The organism is Nonomuraea sp. NPDC051941 (assembly GCF_044593615.1).
The window spans coordinates 31,348-50,105 of record NZ_JBIUCF010000021.1 but is presented as its reverse complement, the minus strand read 5'-3'; the positions used below and the strand labels follow the sequence as shown (position 1 = coordinate 50,105).

Annotated in this window: 14 protein-coding genes; 8 read left to right on the top strand and 6 right to left on the bottom strand. The window is 71.8% G+C overall.

Annotation, left to right across the window (positions count from 1 at the left end; genetic code table 11):
- Positions 1 to 47 precede the first annotated feature (47 nt).
- Positions 48 to 1,889 carry an AMP-dependent synthetase/ligase gene (locus ACIHFD_RS31945; RefSeq protein WP_397370037.1) on the bottom strand — a complete coding sequence of 614 codons (1,842 nt, stop codon included), beginning with the start codon at positions 1,887 to 1,889 and terminating at the stop codon, positions 48 to 50.
- Between the two features lie 140 nt (positions 1,890 to 2,029).
- Here ACIHFD_RS31945 and ACIHFD_RS31940 point away from each other — a divergent pair, with 140 nt between their 5' ends.
- The 3 genes from ACIHFD_RS31940 to ACIHFD_RS31930 all read left to right on the top strand — a co-directional run bounded on the left by ACIHFD_RS31940 (position 2,030) and on the right by ACIHFD_RS31930 (position 4,409).
- A complete protein-coding gene (locus tag ACIHFD_RS31940) occupies positions 2,030 to 3,487 on the top strand; it encodes a peptide MFS transporter (protein WP_397370036.1) in 1,458 nt (485 codons plus the stop codon).
- A 10-nt stretch (positions 3,488 to 3,497) separates the two neighbouring features.
- Entirely contained in the window at positions 3,498 to 4,106 is a 609-nt protein-coding gene (locus ACIHFD_RS31935; protein ID WP_350735280.1) for a trimeric intracellular cation channel family protein, read from the top strand.
- 72 nt (positions 4,107 to 4,178) lie between these two features.
- A complete protein-coding gene (locus tag ACIHFD_RS31930) occupies positions 4,179 to 4,409 on the top strand; it encodes a hypothetical protein (RefSeq protein WP_350735278.1) in 231 nt (76 codons plus the stop codon).
- Between the two features lie 237 nt (positions 4,410 to 4,646).
- Here the strand turns inward: ACIHFD_RS31930 and ACIHFD_RS31925 are convergent, their stop codons facing one another.
- Positions 4,647 to 6,077: a PLP-dependent aminotransferase family protein gene (locus ACIHFD_RS31925; RefSeq protein ID WP_350735272.1), complete on the bottom strand. Its 1,431-nt coding sequence runs from the start codon at positions 6,075 to 6,077 to the stop codon at positions 4,647 to 4,649.
- 63 nt (positions 6,078 to 6,140) lie between these two features.
- On the opposite strand from ACIHFD_RS31925, the gene ACIHFD_RS31920 reads away from it, so the two are divergent.
- Both ACIHFD_RS31920 and ACIHFD_RS31915 read left to right on the top strand, forming a co-directional pair.
- The gene (locus ACIHFD_RS31920; protein WP_350735270.1) at positions 6,141 to 6,746 is read left to right on the top strand and encodes a hypothetical protein; all 606 of its coding nucleotides are present in this window, start codon (positions 6,141 to 6,143) and stop codon (positions 6,744 to 6,746) included.
- A gap of 80 nt (positions 6,747 to 6,826) precedes the next feature.
- Positions 6,827 to 8,581: a glycoside hydrolase family 15 protein gene (locus ACIHFD_RS31915; protein ID WP_397370035.1), complete on the top strand. Its 1,755-nt coding sequence runs from the start codon at positions 6,827 to 6,829 to the stop codon at positions 8,579 to 8,581.
- A gap of 18 nt (positions 8,582 to 8,599) precedes the next feature.
- On the opposite strand, the gene ACIHFD_RS31910 is transcribed toward ACIHFD_RS31915, so the two are convergent.
- Together ACIHFD_RS31910 and ACIHFD_RS31905 are read right to left on the bottom strand one after the other, a co-directional pair.
- Positions 8,600 to 9,532, bottom strand: coding sequence for a transglycosylase SLT domain-containing protein (locus ACIHFD_RS31910; protein WP_397370034.1), 933 nt, complete (start codon positions 9,530 to 9,532; stop codon positions 8,600 to 8,602).
- Positions 9,533 to 9,635: 103 nt separating this feature from the next.
- Complete coding sequence (locus ACIHFD_RS31905; RefSeq protein WP_397370033.1) at positions 9,636 to 10,403, bottom strand: helix-turn-helix domain-containing protein; 768 nt, start codon at positions 10,401 to 10,403, stop codon at positions 9,636 to 9,638.
- A 101-nt stretch (positions 10,404 to 10,504) separates the two neighbouring features.
- On the opposite strand from ACIHFD_RS31905, the gene ACIHFD_RS31900 reads away from it, so the two are divergent.
- The 3 genes from ACIHFD_RS31900 to ACIHFD_RS31890 are packed head-to-tail and all read left to right on the top strand — an operon-like array spanning position 10,505 to position 13,968.
- On the top strand, positions 10,505 to 11,311 hold the full coding sequence (locus ACIHFD_RS31900; protein ID WP_397370032.1) for a phytanoyl-CoA dioxygenase family protein: 807 nt from the start codon (positions 10,505 to 10,507) through the stop codon (positions 11,309 to 11,311).
- Positions 11,308 to 11,568, top strand: coding sequence for a hypothetical protein (locus ACIHFD_RS31895; RefSeq protein ID WP_350735260.1), 261 nt, complete (start codon positions 11,308 to 11,310; stop codon positions 11,566 to 11,568). Before ACIHFD_RS31900 ends, ACIHFD_RS31895 begins: the two co-directional genes overlap by 4 nt.
- A 57-nt stretch (positions 11,569 to 11,625) precedes the next feature.
- The gene (locus ACIHFD_RS31890) at positions 11,626 to 13,968 is read left to right on the top strand and encodes a WD40 repeat domain-containing serine/threonine protein kinase (protein ID WP_397370031.1); all 2,343 of its coding nucleotides are present in this window, start codon (positions 11,626 to 11,628) and stop codon (positions 13,966 to 13,968) included.
- Between the two features lie 201 nt (positions 13,969 to 14,169).
- Here ACIHFD_RS31890 and ACIHFD_RS31885 read toward each other — a convergent pair whose 3' ends face one another.
- Both ACIHFD_RS31885 and ACIHFD_RS31880 read right to left on the bottom strand, forming a co-directional pair.
- Positions 14,170 to 17,475 (bottom strand): PQQ-dependent sugar dehydrogenase, encoded by a 3,306-nt coding sequence (locus ACIHFD_RS31885; RefSeq protein ID WP_397370030.1) that lies wholly within the window; start codon positions 17,473 to 17,475, stop codon positions 14,170 to 14,172.
- A gap of 100 nt (positions 17,476 to 17,575) precedes the next feature.
- Positions 17,576 to 18,703, bottom strand: a complete 1,128-nt coding sequence (locus ACIHFD_RS31880) for a sugar phosphate isomerase/epimerase family protein (protein WP_397370029.1) — start codon at positions 18,701 to 18,703, stop codon at positions 17,576 to 17,578.
- Between the last annotated feature and the right edge of the window lie 55 nt (positions 18,704 to 18,758).

Genomic DNA, 18,758 nt, shown 5'->3' with positions numbered 1-18,758 from the left:
GGCAAAACCGGGATCAGCCGGAGCAGGCGAACCCCGCCGAAAGTGCCCTAACGCGGCCCGCTGTAAAGGCCCTCGATGACGTCGGCGTATTTCGCGTGGATGATCCGCCGCTTGAGCTTCAGGCTCGGGGTGAGCTCCTCGGTCTCGGCCGTCCACTCGGTGCCCAGCAGCGCCCACTTCTTCACCTGCTGCACCCTGGCCAGCTTGGCGTTGGCGGCCTCGACCGCCGTCTCCACCTCCTTCATCACCTCCGGGTGCTCGGCCAGCTCCGCCAGCGAGGCGAACGCGATGCCGCGCGCCTGCGCCCAGCCCGGCGCCACCTCCCCGTCGAGCGTCAGCAGGGCCACCGGGTGCGGCCGGTTGTCGCCGTAGGCGAGGGCCTGGCCGACGAGCATGTGCTCCTTGAGGTGGTTCTCGATCTCGGCCGGGGAGATGTTCTCGCCGCCCGCCGTGATGATCAGCTCCTTCTTCCGGTCGACCACCCGGTAGAAGCCGTCCTCGTCGACCGTGCCGATGTCGCCGGTGTGCAGCCAGCCGCCGTCGTCGATGAGCTCGGCGGTGGCCTCGGGCCGGTTGACGTAGCCGCGGGTGTTGAGCGGGCTGCGGGTGAGGATCTCGCCGTCCTCGGCGATGCGGATCTCGACGCCGGGCTCGGCCCTGCCGACGGTGCCCAGGCGGTAGCGGGAGGGGCTGTTGCCGGTGAACGCGCCGGTCGTCTCCGTCATGCCGTACACGTCGATGACCTTGAGCCCGAGCCCGGCGTAGAAGTGCTGCACCTCGGCGGGCAGCGGCGCGGCGCCCGTGGCGGTCCACTCGGCGCGGTCGAAGCCGATCATGCCGCGGATGATCGACAGCAGGGACGCGTCCGCCTGCTCGTAGGCCGCCTGGATCTCGGGGGTGATCGTGCGCCCGTACTGGCCGGCCTCCACGTACGCGGCGCCCGCCCGCATCGCCTGGCGTACGGCGGCCTGCTGCTCCTCCGGCTGGGTGGCGAGCACGGCGAGCAGGCGGGCCATCATCTTCTCCCACACGCGCGGCACCCCGAAGAACATCATCGGCCTGACCTGCCCCAGCGTCTTGCCCAGGTTGGCCAGGTCGGTGCAGAAGTGCACGTGGGAGACCTTGACCAGGGGCAGGTAGAGGCTGAGGATGCGCTCGGCGATGTGCGCGTACGTGAGGTAGGAGATCTGCGTGCCCCGGACGGGCAGGTTCGTGATGCGGTCGGTGGCAGCGACCTCGTAGAAGACGTTCGCGTGGGTGAGGGGGACGCCCTTGGGCATTCCGGTGGTGCCCGAGGTGTAGAGGACGGTGACCACGTCGCCGGGGGTGACCGCGCTCATGCGGGCCTCGACCTCGGCCGGGGCCGCGGCCAGGCGCGCGCGGCCCAGCTCCAGGAAGTCCTCCCACGACATGAACCGCTCGTCCGCGGGCGCCCCTTCCAGCATGATGATCCTGCGGAGCCCGTCGAGCTGGGACAGGACGGGCTGCCAGCGGGCCAGCTCGGCCGGGCCGCCCAGCACCGCGTACCTGGCGGCCACGTCCCCGGCCACGAACGCGATCTGCTCGGGCGCGAACGTCGAGTACACCGTGCAGCCGACCCCGCCGGCGTGCACGGCCCCCAGGTCGGCGAGCACGTGCTCGCTGCGGTTGACCATCATCACCGCCACCGACTCGCCGGGTTCCAGCCCGAGCGCGACGAAACCCGCGGCGATCTCCAGCACCCGCTGCCGCGCCTGCGCATAGGTCAGCGTGGTCCAGCCGTCCCCGTCGGGGTCGGAATAGGCGGGGGCGTCGGGGTGCTGCTCGGCGGCGTGCCTGAGCCGTTCGCAGACGGTACGGCCGGCGATCTGCCGCTCGATCTCGGCCCGGACTTCGAGGTCTTCGGCCATGGCGCGCGCCTCCAGTCAGTGTTCACTTGCGTGAGTGGCCTGCATCGCACCACACCAAGGGGGTAGCGGCAAGAGCCTGAGGAGAAAGACCCGCGTCCTTCACGTAGAGTAATCGACCGGGTGCGCAAAGGGGGCGGCACATGAGCGGCAGGACGTTCTTCGGGCATCCCTGGGCACTGGCCACGCTGTTCGGCACCGAGATGTGGGAGCGGTTCAGCTGGTACGGGCTGCGGGCGATCCTCGCCACGTTCCTGGCCGCGTCACCGGCGCAGCACGGCCTGGGCCTGTCGCAGGAGACGGCGCAGGCGGTCGTCGGCGTCTACGGCGCGCTCATCTACCTGGTGGCGCTGCCCGGCGGGTGGATCGCGGACCGGATCCTGGGGGCGCGCAGGTCGGTGTTCTGGGGCGGGTTCGTCATCATGCTGGGGCACATCAGCATGGCCCTCCCGGTGTCGTCGCCGTACTTCGTGTGGCAGGGCCTGCTGCTGATCATCGCCGGCACCGGCCTGCTCAAGCCGAACATGTCCGTCATGGTCGGACGGCTCTACCCCGAGGGGGACGACGCGCGCAGGGACGCCGGGTTCTCCCTGTTCTACATGAGCATCAACCTGGGCGCGTTCTTCGCGCCCATCGTGGTCGGCTGGCTGGCCACCGGCGACCGGTGGCACCTGGGGTTCGGCGCGGCGGCCGTCGGGATGGCGTTCGGCCTGGCCCAGTACATCCGGGGCGGCCGCCACCTGCGGGGCATCGGCGAGCGGCCGGTCCACGTGCAGCACCGCCTGTTCTGGCGGGGGGCGGGGATCGCGGCGGCGGCGGCGATCGCGCTGGGCGCGTGGGCGGCGACCGGCACGCTCACGGTCGACCGGCTCACCGTGGCGATCACCGTGGTCATCCTCATCGTGCCGGTGGCGTACTTCTCGTACCTCATGCTCGGCAGCCACGACCTGACCGAGGACGAGCGGATCCGGATGAAGGCCTACATCTGGCTGTTCGTGGCCGCGTCCGTCTTCTGGATGATCTACGACCTGGCGCCGAGCAAGCTGCTGTTCTTCGCCAGGGACCACACCGACCTGTCGCTGTTCGGCATCCCGATCCAGCCGGCCACGACGCAGTCCTTCAACCCGCTGTTCATCATGATCTTCGTACCGGTCTTCGCCGCGTTGTGGGTGCGGCTCGGGACGCGGGTGAGCACGCCGCAGAAGTTCGCGTTCGCGCTGATCGTCATAGGGTTGAGCTTCGTGGTCATGGCCGTCGCGGCGGCGCTGGCGGGGCCCGGCAGGGTGTCGGTGTGGTGGCTGGTGCTCGTCTACCTCATCCAGGTGTTCGGGGAGCTGTCGCTGAGCCCGGTCGGGCTGTCGGTGACGACGAAGCTGGCGCCCGAGGCGTTCAAGGGGCAGATGCTCGGGGTCTGGTTCATCTCGCTGTCGGTGGGCGACGCGGTCGGCGGGCAGACGGGGCGGCTCGGCCGGGTGCTGTCGGATCCGATGTACTACCTGGTGCTGGCGGCGATGGCGATCGTGGCCGGGATCGCGTTGTTCATGTTCGCGCGGAGGTTGCGGGTGATGATGGCCGAGCACCACGAACCGGTCATACGGTAAATATTCCGACGTGTCTGAAATTCTCGACCTTGTCGGCATCTTCGTCTTCGCGTTGACGGGCGCGCTCATGGGCGTGCGCAAACGGCTCGACGTGGTCGGGATGGTGGTGCTGGCCGAGATGACCGCCCTGGGCGGCGGCGTCGTACGCGACCTGATCCTCAACGTCCGGCCCGCCGCCTTCCAGAGCCTCGGGTACGTGCTGGTGCCGGTGGCCGCGACGGTGATCGTGTTCTTCTGGCATCCGCACGTGGCGCGGGTGATGCCGCTCATCCTGGTGCTGGACGCGGCGGGGCTCGGGCTGTTCTGCGCGGTCGGGACGGAGAAGGCCCTGGAGTACGGCCTCGCCCCGCTGCACGCGGCGCTGCTGGGGGTGGTGACGGGCATCGGCGGCGGCATGCTGCGCGATGTGCTGGCCGGGGAGATCCCGACCCTGCTGTACGACCGCCAGCTGTACGCGGTGCCCGCGCTGCTGGGGTCGGGGGTGATGGCGGCGCTGTCGGCGTACGGGCTGCACGGCTGGCCGGCCACGCTGGCGGCGGCGGTGCTGGCGTTCGGGCTGCGGATCATGGCGATGCGCCGCAAATGGCGCGCCCCCTTGGCCCGGGGCTCCGGCGAATGAGGCGCTCGAATTGCGGGAAAGCAGACGACGTCGCACGCTGGAAGCGACTAGCTGAGGGAGGTGACACAGAGCGTGGCGAAGACGATACGCATTGACGACGTCCCGGACGAGACGTATGAGGCGCTCCGCATTCAGGCGGAGGCCGAAGGCCTCACGGTCGCCGACTATCTCCGTCGCCAGCTGCGGCTCATCACCCGCCCGACGACCGCCGAGGTCATCGAGCGAGCGCTTCGGCGGTCGCGGGAGAACGGCCCGACCAACGACGACATCCTCACGGCGATCCACCAGGGCCGCGGCGCATGATCGTGGTCGACGCCTCGGCCTGCGTCCACGCCCTTCAGGCCGAGCGACCCGCGGGGTCGCTGCACGCTCCCACGCCGCTCGACTCGAATTCCTGAGCGCCCTGCCCGGGCTGGTGATGAGCGGCAAGCTCCCCATCGACCGGGCCTCTGGCCGAAGCTCTCGGATGCACGCTGGTCACCACGGACGCCAAGTTGCGGTCCGCGTGCGGGCATCGGGCGGAGGCCGAGGTTTACCCCCTCACACCATCGCGATGAGCGCGTCCACGGGGCGGCGGGGGCCGGTGGGGCCGTGGTCGCGGGCGGCGCGGATGCGGGTGAGCGCTTCCGTCAGGACCTGGGGCGGCTGGGTGTAGGGCAGGCGGAGGTAGCCCTCCAGGGTGCCCTCCAGGCCGAACCACGGGCCGGGCGCGAGGCGTACGCCGTGGTGGGCGGCCGCCTCCGCGAGCGGCGTGGCGCCCGGGCCGTTCAGGCGCACCCACAGGGTGCCGCCCCCGCGCGGCACCGTGAACGTCCACTCGGGCAGGTGCTCGCGCAGCCCCGACACCAGCGCGTCGCGTGAGGCGCGCAGCGTGCGGCGGCGCTCGGCGCGCGTCTCCTCCAGCCGGTCGAACAGCCGCGCCACCACGAGCTGTTCCAGCACCGGGCTGGCGATGTCCACGGCCGCCCGGAACATCGCCAGCCGCCGGGCCAGCGCGGCCGTGGTGCGGACCCAGCCGATGCGCAGCCCACCCCACCACAGCTTGGAGGCCGAGCCGATGCTGATCACCCGGCTGTCGGTGTCGAACGCCGCCGCCGGCGAGGTCCGGGGCACCTCGTCCAGCGCCAGCTCCGACCAGGTCTCGTCCACCAGCAGCACCGTGTCCGTACGCCGGGCCGCGCCCACGACGGCGGCGCGGGTGGCGTCGTCCATGAGGGCGCCGGTCGGGTTCTGGAAGTCGGGCATGAGGTACGCCAGCCGGGCCCCCGACTGGCGCATGGCCCCCGTCACCAGGTCGGCCTGCCAGCCCTCGTGCGAGATGCCGACCGGGACGATCCTGGCGCCGCGCTGCCGGGCCACGTCGATGGCGTGCGGGTATGTCGGCGACTCCACGAGCACCGGGTCGCCCGCGCCGACGAGCAGGCCGAGCACGAGCTGGATGGCGTGCTGGGAGCCGGTCGTGACGAGGATCTGCTCGGGCCGGGTGGCCAGGCCCCTGGCGGTGTAGTGGGCGGCGATGCGCTCCCTGAGCACGGGCAGGCCGATGGGGTCGTAGCCGTTGCCCATGCCGTACACGGACAGGTCGTCCACCGCCTCCAGCATCGCCTGCCGCAGGGCCGACGGCGCGGGCGGGGCGGCGCACTGGAGCTGGACGAGGCCGTCGCCGTCGGTGCTGAGCCACGGGTTGTCGGCCGTGGTGGCCGGGTCGGGCAGGGCGGTCCAGCTGCCGGAGCCCTGGCGGCTCTCCAGGTAGCCGCGTTCGCGCAGCAGGTCGTAGGCCGAGGTCACGGTGGTGCGGCTGACCTTGAGGGTCTCGGCCAGGTGGCGTTCGGCGGGCATGCGGACGCGTACCGGGATCTGGCCGTCCATGATGAGGACGCGCACGCCGTCGGCGAGCGCGCGGTAGTACGGACGCGCCGCCGGGTCGATCTTGATGAGCCGCGCCACCTGGGCCGCCGACAGATGCCTCATAAGGCCACTTTTCGTGATTGGCTCTGTTTTGGCAAGTCGGTTGGATGCCAATCTGTGGCCACTATGAGTGAAGCGACCGTCCCCCGGCTCAGTTCGTCCCTTCCCGCGCGCCTCGTCAGGCTGTACGGCGGGCTCGCGCTCTACGGCGCCGGCATCGGCCTCCAGGTCGAGTCCGGGCTGGGCAACGACCCGTGGGACGTGTTCCACCAGGGCCTGGCCCTGCGGACCGATCTGTCCATCGGGACCGTCATCATCGGCATCGGCGCCCTGGTGCTGCTGCTGTGGATCCCGCTGAAGCAGAAGCCCGGACTGGGCACGGTCAGCAACGTCGTCTTCCTGGGCCTGTTCGCCGACGGCGCGATCTTCCTGCTGCCCACCCCGTCGCACCTGGTCCTGCAGGGCCTGTACGTGGTGCTCGGCGTCGTCGCCATCGCCCTGGCCACCGTGCTCTACATCGGCGCCGGGATGGGCCCGGGCCCCCGCGACGGCATCATGACCGGGCTGATGCGGCTCGGCCTGTCGGTGCGGCTGGGCCGGTTCCTCATCGAAATCACGGTCCTGGCCGCCGGCTGGCTGCTCGGCGGCACCGTGGGCGTGGGAACGCTGGTGTTCGCGCTGGCCATCGGGCCGTTGACCCAGCTGTTCACCCGCTGGTTCCCCCTGACGTGATCCCGTGAGGGGGTCCGGGCATGACGCGACATGATCGGACCCCCTCACGGGATCGCCCCTCCTCCGAGTAGCGTCTAGGCATGCGGATCGAGGACTACGCCCTCATCGGGGACATGCAGTCGGCGGCTCTGGTGGGCCGCGACGGTTCGATCGACTGGCTGTGCCTGCCCAGATTCGACTCTCCGTCCTGTTTCGCGTCGCTGCTCGGCAGCGAGCGCAACGGACACTGGTGGCTCGGCCCCACGGGCCGCAGACCGGCCACCCGCCGCCGCTACCGGCCCGAGACGCTCATTCTGGAGAGTGAGTGGGACACCCCGACGGGCACGGTCCGCGTGATCGACTTCATGCCGCCGCGCGACCGCAACCCCGACGTCGTGCGCATCGTGGAGGGCGTCTCCGGGACCGTGGAGATGTCCACGCAGCTGCGGGTGCGCTTCGACTACGGCCGGATCGTGCCGTGGGTGCGCCAGAGCGACGGCCACCTGCAGGCCATCGGCGGGCCCGACTCGGTGTGGCTGCACTCCCCCGTGCCGCTGAAGGGCGGCGACTACGCGCACCGGGCCACGTTCACGGTCAAGGAGGGCGACCGGTTTCCGTTCGTCTTCACCTGGCACCCCTCGCACGAGCCGATGCCGCCGCAGATCGAGGCCGACACCCAGCTGCGCGAGAGCGAGGCCATGTGGGCGGAGTGGGTCGCTCGGTGCACCTACCAGGGCCCGTACCGGGACGCCGTGGTGCGGTCGCTGATCACGCTCAAGGGCCTCACCTATGCCCCCACCGGCGGCATCGTCGCCGCGCCCACCACGTCGCTCCCCGAGGACGTGGGCGGGGTGCGCAACTGGGACTACCGCTTCTGCTGGCTGCGCGACGCGACGCTGACGCTCGACGCGCTGATCAGCTCCGGCTACCTGGAGGAGGCCGCCGACTGGCGCGCGTGGCTACTGCGGGCCATCGCGGGCCGGCCCCAGGACCTGCAGATCATGTACGGCGTCGCGGGCGAGCGCCGGCTGCCCGAGCTGCGCCTCGAATGGCTCGACGGCTACGAGGACTCCCGGCCCGTCCGCATCGGGAACGAGGCCGTCAAGCAGCTCCAGCTCGACGTGTACGGCGAGGTGATGAACTGCCTGTTCGTCTCGCGCACGCGCGGCCTGTCACCCGACGACCGCGCGTGGACCATCCAGCGGGAGCTCCTCGACTACGTGGAGGACCACTGGGACGAGCCCGACGAGGGCCTGTGGGAGGTGCGCGGACCCCGGCGGCACTTCGTGCACTCGAAGGTGATGTGCTGGGCGGCGCTGGACCGGGCGGTCAAGTACGTGGAGCGGTTCGGCCGCACCGGCCCGGTCGACAAGTGGCGCACGCTGCGCGACGTCGTCCGCGCCGAGATCCTCTCGAAGGGCTACGACGCGCGGCGCAACACCTTCACGCAGTCGTACGGGTCGTCGGAGCTGGACGCGTCGCTGCTGATGATCCCCATGGTCGGCTTCCTGCCGGCCGACGACCCCCGGGTGGTGGGGACGGTGGCGGCCATCGAGAAGGAGCTCATGTCGGACGGGTTCGTGCTGCGCTACCCGCTGGCCGCGGACAACGACGTGGACGGCCTGCCCGGCGGGGAGGGGGCCTTCCTGGCGTGCAGCTTCTGGCTGGTGGAGGTGATGGCGATGCAGGGCCGCAAGGAGGAGGCGAAGACACTGTTCGAGCGGCTGCTGACGCTGCGCAACGACGTGGGGCTGCTGGCCGAGGAGTACGACCCCCGCTACAACCGGCTGGTCGGCAACTTCCCGCAGGCCTTCAGCCACGTCCCCCTGATCCACGCCGCGCGCGCCCTGTCATAGCGAGGGTCGTAGCGGGGCCTACGGGCCGGTGAGGCGCCGCTCGCCGGCCGTGGTGATCACGAACACCTGCCAGTTGTAGTAGGCGTAGTAGTTCCTCGGGTCCCGCTTCATCTGGCGGGCGTGCAGGAGGATGGCGTTCACGTACGCCCGGGAATGGTTGTACGCGTACAGCGCCCGCCGGTAGTCGCGGGGCGCCCCCGAGGCGCGCAGGTAGTTGGCGGCGCCCATGACGGCGTCGCGCGGGTCCTGCACGTCGCCGCCCAAGCCGTACGCCTTCCAGGTCCCGGGCATGAACTGCATGGGCCCCTGGGCGCCGACGTGGCTGTCCGACTTCACCCGGCCGAACTTGGTCTCCGCGAACATCACCGCCGCCAGCACCTCCCACTCCACCCCGAACTTGCGCTCGGCCTTCTTGAAGTGGCCGAGCAGCTCGGCGGCGGGCGGGGCGGGCTGGACCTTGAACGTGGCCGAGGGCTTGATCGGGTGGGCCAGGGAGAGCAGCCCGCGGATGGCGGCGGTGTTGTCCTTGGCCTGGGCGGCCAGGCCGGACGGCAGGCGCGCGAAGGCCCGGGCGGCCACCTCGGGGTGGCGGGCGGTGTAGCGGTAGGCGCGCTGCTGGTGAAGGGCCAGGAGCTCGACGTCCCGGGGCGGCTTGCCGGTCTTCGGCCAGGCGTCGATCGCGGCGTTGAGCGCGGCGCTGGTTCCCTTGAGGGCGGCGGCCAGCCGGGCGGGGTCGCCGGGGATCTTCTGGTCGGGCGCGGGCAGCGTCCCGCCCGCCGGCGGGGTGGACCCGGACGGGCTCGGCGCAGTCGGGCTCGGCGCGGGTTGCCGGCCGGCCGCCGAGGCCGCCGGGGCCGGATCGCCGCAGGCGGCCGTGCCGAGGAGGGCGGCGAGCGCCATCGCGGCCAGGGCACGGGCGGGGCGGCGGTGATGATCGTGGCGTTCCTCCATGGTCGGCCAACCTACCGGGTACGGCCCGCCCCCGGCGCCAGGCGGGCCCGGACACGCGCCCGGCCTCACCGCTGATCGGGGCCGCTCGCGCGCGGGCGGCGGCTTATCCGCGCCGCTGGTCGGGGCCGCTCGCGCGCAGGGCCCGGGGTGAGGCGCCCAGCTCGCGCCTGCAGGCCTTGTTGAACGCCTGCAGGTCCGGGATGCCCACCGCCGCCGCGATCGCCGGGATCGCCAGGGTCGACTCGCGCAGCAGGTGCAGCGCGCGGGACAACCTCCTGCGGCGGATGTACGCGACCACCGTGTGCCCCGTCTGGGCCCGGAACAGCCGGGTGAGGTGGTTGTGCGACACCCCGGCGGCGCGGGCGATGCGCGGGACGGTCAGCGGCGCGGCCAGGTCCGCGTCGATGTACTCCATGGCGGCCGCCACGACGGCGTGCGCGCTGCCGGCGACGGGCAGGTTCGCGATCCGCCAGAGCACCGTCCACACCTCGGCCGACGCCCTGGCCCTGGTGTCGGGGACCGCCGCGATGGCCTGCCGCAGGGAGGCGGCGATGAGCGGCGCCTGGTCCCCCGCGTCCCGCATGACGGGCACGACCCGCCGCTCGTCGCCGCCGGGCAGCCTGAAGTGCGCGTACAGGTGCTCCGACCTGCCCCGGTAGTGGTAATGGACCTCGGCGCCCGGCGGGATCAGGCTGACGTGGCCGGGCTTGATCGCGTGCACGGTGCCGTCGAGCACCAGCTCGGCGGCGTACGCGTACAGGTGGAGCTGCCACAGGTCGGGCAGCCGGAACACGTCGTGGGCGCTGACCACGCCGTGCACCGCCGCCCCCGCGCCGGCCACCGCCGGCGGGTCCGAGAGCGTGATCGTCACCTGCCGCACAGGGATCTGTTCTACCGCAGCGGGGGAAAATGGACCAGTAGTTGATGATTACAACCCACGACATAGCGGATGTCCGGTTCTAACTTCGAGGCATGCGAACCACTTTGCTGACCTCCGCGCAGGTCGCCGGATTCGTGGCCGCCGGCTATCTGCGGCTCGACGGGATCGTCCCGGACGAGCTCAACGACCAGGCGATCGACGTGCTGGAGGCGGGCATCCCGCGCCCGCCGTACGGCACTCCGGTCACCCAGGCCTACCCCGAGGGATCGTTCGCCCGCCGCCTGATCGAGCTGCCCGCCGTCGCGGGCGCGCTGCACTCGCTCGTCGGCCCCGACCCGACCGTCGACCACCACGCCGTGCACGTCCGCGAGCCGCACAACGGCCACGCCCAGCCGCTGCACGCCGACGCCATCATCGACACCCGCATGGACGCCTTCGACGTGCAGCTCATGTACTACCCGCGCGAGGTGACGGCCGACATGGGCGGCACCCTCGTGGTGCCGGGCAGCCACCTGCGCCGGATCAACGAGAGCGACACCGGCCGCTACCAGAACCTGCGCGGCCAGACCCGGCTCACCTGCCCCCCCGGGACCGTGATGCTGCTCCACCACGGCATCTGGCACGGCGGGCGGCGCAACGACAGCGACGTCCGCAGGTACATGTTCAAGATCCGCTTCAACCCGACCGTGCCGCAGGTGCGGCTCTGGGACACCTCCGACCTGGACGATCCCGCCGTCCTGGCCGAGCTGGACCGGCGTTTCCCCTGGTACGAGCAGGCGACCGGGCGGTTGGAGGTCCACAACCGGGTGCGGATGTGGCGGGCCCTGACCAACGATCCGTCATTCGACGTCGAATACTGGACGACTCGCGTGAACAACCGCCCCGGGAGGGTCGCATGAAGCAGCAGGTGCTCGTTCTCTACCTGGCCACCTCCGCGCTCGACGCCCAGGTGGTGGGCTGGTCGCGCTACGACGGCACCGGGCGCACCGAACCGACCGCCGGTGACGGGGACGAGCCGCCGTACGAGACGGGGGTGGAGGCGTTGCGCGACGGGTGGCGGCTGTTCCAGGCGTCTCAGCTCATCCCGCCGTATCCCGGGCACGAATATGACACGTCGTTCATGAAGCACGAGTTCTTCTTCGAGAAGATGTCGTAAATCCGGACGTACGGCCTTATCGTGTGATCGCTCGATCTGGCCCGAGGAAGGAGCGGGATGCCGGACCTGCGCCCGCTCCGGCCGAGCGATCCCGAGCGGATCGGCTCGTACCGGCTCGTCGGCGTGCTCGGCTCCGGTGGACAGGGCGTGGTCTACCGGGGCGTCGGCGACGACGGGCGCGAGGTCGCCGTCAAGGTCCTGCACCTCGCCCACGAGGAACACGAGGACGTCACCAAGAGCTTCCTGCGGGAGGTGGAGGCGGCGCGGCGGGTGGCCGCCTTCTGCACGGCCGCGGTGCTGGACACCGGGATGGCGGACGAGCGGCCGTACATCGTGAGCGAGTACGTGCCAGGGGACACGCTCCAGACACTGGTCCGGGCGTCGGGACCGCGGTCGGGCGGGGCGCTGGACCGGCTGGCCATCTCCACGCTGACCGCCCTGGCGGCCATCCACCAGGCGGGGATCGTGCACCGGGACTTCAAACCGGGCAACGTGCTGATGGGGCCGGACGGGCCGATCGTCATCGACTTCGGCATCGCCAAGGCCCTCGACGCGACGACCCGGACGTCGGTGCCGGTGGGGACGCCCGCGTACATGTCGCCGGAGCAGTTCAGGGGCGAGCGGGTGGGACCCGCGTCGGACGTGTTCAGCTGGGCGGGGACGATGGTGTTCGCGGCCACCGGGCACACGCCTTTCGCGGGGGAGACGCTGGCGGCGGTGGTGAACAGCGTCCTGAGCAGTACCCCGGACCTCACGGGGGTGCCGCCGCACCTGCTGGGGGCGATCGCGGCGTGCCTGGCCAAGGACCCGTCCACCCGCCCGGACCCGACGACCCTGCTCCAGCAACTCATCCGCCAGGCCGGCCCGCCGGCCCGCGTCCCCGCAACACCCCCCGCCGGCCCGCCCACCGGTCCGGCCCAGCCCGCGCCCGCCGGCCCACCCACCGGGGCGGGGCAGTCCGGTGTCGCCTGGGCGCCGCCCGCTGGAGCGGTCCCGTCCGGTTCGGCTCCTTCGGGGGCGGTGTCTCCGCCCGGTGGGGCAGCGCACGCCGGGCCTCCGCCTCCTCCCCCCGGGATGTGGCCTCCTGCCGGTGCTGAGCCCGTCTCCGGCTCCTCGGGCGTCCGGACGGAACCCCCTGCCGGGAACGCCGTTCAGACGGGCCCCGATGCCCGGAGCGGCGTTCAGACGGGGCCCCGCGCCGGGGCCGGGCCGGTGGCGGACGCGGATACGGCGACCGGGCGGGGCCGGGCGGTCAGCCGGCGGGCCGTGTTCGGCGGGGCCGCGGCGGCGGCCGCCCTCGCGGTGTCCGCCTTCACCGTCCTGCGCCCGAGGAACGACCCCCTCGACCCGGACGACCGGCGTACGGAGCAGCCGTCCACCGGAAGCCCGTCCCCCACCCCGACACCCACGCCGACGGCGTCCGCCGAGCCCTTCGGGACGCAGGTCGCGGTGTCCGCGCCCCTGCCCGAAGCGGACGGCGCGATCACGGCACTCGCCGCCGCGGGGAGCACCGTCGTGTGCGGGACCGCCAAAGGGGCGGTGTTCACGTGGGGCCCGGACCGGGCGGCCACCCGGCTCGGCGACGGCGGGGCCACGACGACGGAGGTGGCCGTCGGCGAGGTCGGCGGCACGCCGGTGATCGCCTCCGGGCACACCGACGGGCGGATGCGGCTGTGGAGCCCGACCGGCGAGAGCCTCGCCTCGCACAAGGTGAGCGACCCCGTCATCGCGGTCACCGTCACGGGCGCGGGCAAGGCGGTGGCGGTGTCGCAGAAGTACGACTCCATGAAGGACCTCCGCAGCGTCGTGCGGCTGTGGGACATCTCCACCGGCAAGCAGATCGGCCCCACGATCACCGACCACTTCCAGGGCATCAGAGGGCTGGCGTTCGGCCGGCTGGGCAAGGACGACGTGCTCGTCACGGGCGACGGCGGGGAGCGGGTCCGGGTGTGGCGGCTGTCGAACGGGCGGATGACGCACTCGTTCAGCACCGGGGAGATCGGCGGGATCGAGCGGCTGGCCTGCGGCGAGATCAAGGGCAGGCCCGTCCTCGTCTCGACCCACCTGGACGCGACCCTGCGCGTGTACGACCTGGCCACGGGCAAGCGCAGGAAGAAGTGGGAGTTCAGCGACCAGAGCCCGGACGACCGGGGCACCGTGGCTCTGGTCACCGGACGGTGGGGAGACGTGCCCATAGCCGTCGTCGCCCACGGTCCGTGGAACGACGAGTACGTCACCCGGGTCTGGAACCTGGACGACGGCGACACCATAGGAGCGCTCGACCTGGATCCCGGCGGAACGATCCCCACGCTGGCGCTGGCCGAACGGGGCGGCCACCCGGTGGTCGCCGACACGGGCGGAGAGCGTACCGTCCGGGCCTGGAGCCTCGGCCCCGCCTGACCGCCGCCTCACCCCGCCCCCGCCGGAAATCCGGAAATCCGGAAACCGGCGCGCGCAAGTACGCGCCGCACGCGTCGCGCCGGACACCGCCTTACGCCCTCCCGCCGCACCGGCGCCCGAACTTCCGGCGGGCCCGCCCGCCGGACCGGTGTTCCGGCCTCCGGCGGGTGCGGAGGCCGGAACACGGGGGGCCAGGCAGTGTTACGGGTTGGTGAGGCGGTTGATGAGGGCCTGGGCGTCGCGGGTCAGGATCGTGCGGGACGTGGAGTCGGGGACGTTGGCGTGCTTGCCCGCGGCCTTGATGAAGCGCTTCAGCGCCTCGATCGCCTGCCCGGGCCTGCCGCGCTTCTCGTGCCACTCCGCCGCGTCGAGTTGCTCCAGCAGCTCCCGAGCGCCTGCGGCGGTCACCGTGCGCGCCTTCTTGAAGTGCGCGATCAGCGCGCGCACGTCACCGTACGAGGTCGTCGTCGAGAACGTGACGGTCGAGGTCACCGTCCGCCCCGCCCGGTCCGTCGCCGTGGCGACGAGGGAGTGGTCGCCGAGGGGCAGGGTCCAGAGGCGTACGGGCGCTCCCGAGGGAACCGCGGTTCCGTCGAGCTTGGCCGTGGCGCCCTCCACCCCCGAGACCGCGTCCGTCGCCGTCAGGACCGGGGTGACGGTGCCCGAGTCGCCGTACGGCTTGGCCTCCACGCCGGTGACCGTCAGCGCCGGGTCCGATTTGTCGATCTTCACGGTGACCGTGCCGACCTGGGAGACGTTGCCGCCGTTGTCGGTCGCGCGGTAGCGGACCTCCTTGGCGCCCTCCGCGCTGAGCGTCACCGGGTTGGCGGCGTTCGCCCAGGTGGTGCCGCCGTCGAGCGAGTACTGGCGACTGGCCACCGTGCCGTTGTCGGTCGCGGTGACGGTGAGCGTGACGTTGCGGGTGTACCAGCCGTTCGCGCCGTCGGGCGAGGCCGGGTTGAGCGTGGCCGTGACGGTGGGCGGGCTGGTGTCCGCGACACCCCCGCCCTGGAAGGTGAACGCGTCCACGTCCACGCCGCCGGTCGAGGTGACGTACAGCCGGCCGGTTCCCGCGGGCGGGTCGGCGAGCGCGGTGGTGATCGTCTGCCAGCCGTCACCCGGCGGGATCGTCACCGTCGCGAACGGCGCGGCGGTGGGCGACTTCCAGCGCAGGGAGAGCGTCCCCGCGCCCGAGGCCTTGGTCTGGACCCCGGTGATGCCGGTGAAGTTGACCGGGTCGTAGGCGAGCCAGTCCCCCGCGTCGAACGAGGTGATCTTGAACTTGCCCGACGCCCCGTCGTCGGCGGTCCTGGTCACGCCGCTGCTCTGGTCGGCGTGCTCGGCCTGCGCGAGCTTCGGGTTGAGGGTGAGCGCGGCCTCGCCGAGCGCGCCGGGGATGCCGTTGGCGCCGTTGTCGCGGTAGTTCACGACGACCACGCCGTAGATGTTCTCCGTCTCGCCGTGCTCGGGCGCGTTCGCGGGCGTCGGCCAGGCGCCGGTGCAGCCGGTGCCGGTGGTCTCGGGGTGGGCGTGCACGTCGTGCCCGAGACCGAACGTCCACTGCATGCGCGTGCACACCGGGCTGTCGCCGTCCTCGGCGTCATGCACGGCGATCTTGTACGGCACCGCGTTCCCCCAGTCGAAGAACCCGCCGTCCGGCGGCGTCTGGACGCTGACCTCGGGCGCGGTGTTGCCGACGGTGATCTCGGCCGAGGTGAGGCCCGCCCGGCCGCCGGAGTCGGTGACGCGCAGCCGCGCCACGTACTGCCCCAGCTCGGTGTAGGTGTGCGTGGCCGTCGCCCCGGTGGCGTCGAACGTGCCGTTCCCGTCGAAGTCCCACTCGTACGTCAGCGTCCCCGGCTCGGCGTCCCTGGACGACGACGCGTCGAAGGCGACCGTGAGCGGTGCCTGGCCGCTGGACGTCTTGTCCATGGTCATCCTGGCCTGGGGCGTCTTGTTGTCCGGGGTGTAGTCGATCCGGTAGAGCCCGGCGTCGGGGTTCGCGCGGAAGAACCCGTCGCCGTACTCCAGCACGTACAGGGACCCGTCCGGTCCGAACTCGATGTCCATCGGGCTGTCGGTGATGGGCTGCGCGGCGTCCCGCAGCTCGGCGTTGGGCAGGAAGTGCTCCAGCTTGGTGACCGGCCCGTCCGGGTACGTCACGGTGAACGCCGCCAGGTAGTCCTGCGAGAACTCGGCGAAGAACGCCTTGCCGTCCCAGTACGCGGGCAGCTTGCCGGGCGCCGGGTTGTCCGGGTCGTAGTGGTAGATCGGCCCGCCCATCGGCCCCTGGCCGCCCTGCGGGTCGAAGTCCACGAGCCCGGCCCACTCGGCCGGCTGGTGGGTGTTGTTGTCGCCGTAGTAGAGGTCGGCGGGGACGGCAGGCGGGAGCCGGTCGATGCCGGTGTTCCAGCGCGAGGTGTTCAGCGGCCCGGCCGCGCAGTCGAACCACGGCCCCGGCTGGGCGGTCTCGAAGTCCCAGTCGTTGTAGTTGAAGTTGTCGCCCGTGCAGTACGGCCAGCCGCTGTTCATGGGCTTGGTGAGCGGGGTGATGTTCCACTCGACGTAGCCGAGCGGGCCCCGGTTCGGGTCGGGGGTGCCGGCGTCGGGGCCGTAGTCGGCCCACGACAGGGTGCCCGTCTCCCCGTCCACGTCCATCCGGAACGGGTTGCGCACCCCGGTCACGAAGATCTCCGGCCGCGTCTTGGCCGTGCCCGGCGGGAACAGGTTGCCCTGGGGGATCGTGTACGTGCCGTCGTCCGCGACCTTGATCCGCAGGATCTTGCCGCGCAGGTCGTCGCTGCTGCCCGCGCCGCGCCGGGAGTCGAAGCCCGGGTTCATGCCGGGCGCGTCGTTGTTGGGCGCGTACCCGTTGGCGCCCGGCGCGCCCGCCGGGGTGTTGTCGCCGGTGGCGAGGTAGAGGTTGCCGTCGGCGTCCCAGTCCACGTCGCCGGCCACGTGGCAGCACTGCCCGCGCTGCGTCTCGACCTTGATGATGACCTGCTCGGTGGACAGGTCGAGCGCGTTGCCGGTCCACTTGAAGCGGGAGAGCTGGTTGTAGCCCTTCCACTGGTTCCAGTACGTCTCGTCGGCCCCGGCGGGCAGCGAGTTGGGCGCCGAACCGGTCGGCGTCGTCTCCGGGTACGGCGCCGACATGGTCTTGGGCGCGTAGTAGAGGTAGACCCAGTGGTTCTCGTCGAAGCGGGGGTCGAGGGAGACCGTCTGCAGGCCGTCCTCGGAGTTGTTGTAGACCGGGACGGTGTTGACGATCTTCGTGACGCCGCTGGCCGGGTCGGTCAGCCTGATGTCACCGTTGCGCGCGGTGTGCAGGACCCGCCGGTCGGGCAGGACGGCCAGGTCGATCGGCTCGCCCACGTTCTTGGTCAGCGTGATCTTCTCGTAGCTCGACCACTCGGTGGCCGGTTCGTGTGCCTGGGCGGGGCCGGGTAAGACGAGTGCGGTGGCGGCGAGGAAGAAGCCGCCGAGCACCGCGAGGGTACGCTGCATGGTGATGCCGCTCCTAGGACGAGGAGTGTCATGATCCGGGCCGCCACGCCTGCCGCTGCAACGGCAGGGATCGCGTGGCGGTCCGGCGTTGTGGTGGGGGTCAGCCGCGCAGGGCGGCCATGTTGCGGTAGCTGAGCTCGGCGTACTCCAGCGACTGGCCCGGGTCCGTGCCGGGCGCGTTGTCCTGCTCGTACATCGGGTTGTGCAGGCCTCTGGAGCGGAGCCGGCCGAAGAAGCGGGAGTAGTCGATGTCCCCGGCCCCGAACGGCACCATGTCGTAGCCGTTGGCGGTGCCCGGGTTGGCGGTGCCGTCCTTGGCGTGGAACAGCGGGAACCGCTTCTCCTGCGCCAGCACGGTGGCGAGCGGGTCGAAGACGTCGGTCTGCGCCGAGCCGTCGGGCGCGGTGTACGTACGGTGCTTGAACTGGGCCACGTGCGCCCAGAAGATGTCCATCTCGAAGTAGACCCGCCTGGGGTCGCTGATCCCGAAGAAGTACTCCAGCTTGCGGATGCCCGAGGAGCGGGTGGGCCGGCCCTGGTCGTCGAGCGGGCCGCTGTCGAGCAGGAACCCGTACGCCGCGTCGTGGTTGTGCGTGTAGAGCTTGACCCCGGCCCGGCAGGCGAGCTCGCCGAGCGCGTTCCACTTCTCCGCCGCCACGTCCCAGTCGGCCTTGTACGCGCTGCCCGTCGGGTCGGAGCCGGTGCCCACGTGGTCCAGGCCGAGGATGTTCGCGATCTCCAGCACCTGCTTGAACCGGTCGAGGTCGGCGGTGCTCAGCGGCCACGAGGCCGGGATGAAGCCGTGGTTGCCCTCGGCCCGCAACCCGTTGTCGTCGAGCCAGCTCCGCAGCAGCCGGGCGCCCTCGACGGTCTCCAGGTTCGCGCCGCCCTCGGCGTTGGCGTGCTGCCGGTACCCGGCGAACTCGACCTGCTGGTAGCCGATGCGCGCGAGCGCCTCGAACACGCGGCGGAAGCCGGACGGCAGGGTCGTGGACGCCGGGTCGCGGCCGATCGCGTCGCGGACGGTGTAGAGGATGATGCCGCGCTTGCCCGGCGGGATCAGCGGCCGGTTCCACCCGCCCTGGGCCTGCACGGGGTCGGCGGCGGCGGGCTGGGCGAGGGGGACGGCGGCCGCGGCGGCGATGCCGGCGGTGGCCGCGAGGAGGCGGCGGCGGCTCAGGCCGAACGTGCGGCGGAGCGCCTCTTCCTGCTCATGGAGCTGGCTCACGCGTGTTTCCCTTTCTCGAGGGACGCGTGCGCCGACCACGTCACGGCGTAACTGT

Bases quoted from the DNA above. Each gene is read 5' to 3' on its own strand.
- ACIHFD_RS31925 (WP_350735272.1), bottom strand. From the start codon at position 6,077: ATGAGGCATCTGTCGGCGGCCCAGGTGGCGCGGCTCATCAAGATCGAC.
- ACIHFD_RS31920 (WP_350735270.1), top strand. From the start codon at position 6,141: ATGAGTGAAGCGACCGTCCCCCGGCTCAGTTCGTCCCTTCCCGCGCGC.
- ACIHFD_RS31940 (WP_397370036.1), top strand. From the start codon at position 2,030: ATGAGCGGCAGGACGTTCTTCGGGCATCCCTGGGCACTGGCCACGCTG.
- ACIHFD_RS31900 (WP_397370032.1), top strand. From the start codon at position 10,505: ATGCGAACCACTTTGCTGACCTCCGCGCAGGTCGCCGGATTCGTGGCC.
- ACIHFD_RS31915 (WP_397370035.1), top strand. From the start codon at position 6,827: ATGCGGATCGAGGACTACGCCCTCATCGGGGACATGCAGTCGGCGGCT.
- ACIHFD_RS31895 (WP_350735260.1), top strand. From the start codon at position 11,308: ATGAAGCAGCAGGTGCTCGTTCTCTACCTGGCCACCTCCGCGCTCGAC.
- ACIHFD_RS31885 (WP_397370030.1), bottom strand. From the start codon at position 17,475: ATGCAGCGTACCCTCGCGGTGCTCGGCGGCTTCTTCCTCGCCGCCACC.
- ACIHFD_RS31910 (WP_397370034.1), bottom strand. From the start codon at position 9,532: ATGGAGGAACGCCACGATCATCACCGCCGCCCCGCCCGTGCCCTGGCC.
- ACIHFD_RS31890 (WP_397370031.1), top strand. From the start codon at position 11,626: ATGCCGGACCTGCGCCCGCTCCGGCCGAGCGATCCCGAGCGGATCGGC.
- ACIHFD_RS31945 (WP_397370037.1), bottom strand. From the start codon at position 1,889: ATGGCCGAAGACCTCGAAGTCCGGGCCGAGATCGAGCGGCAGATCGCC.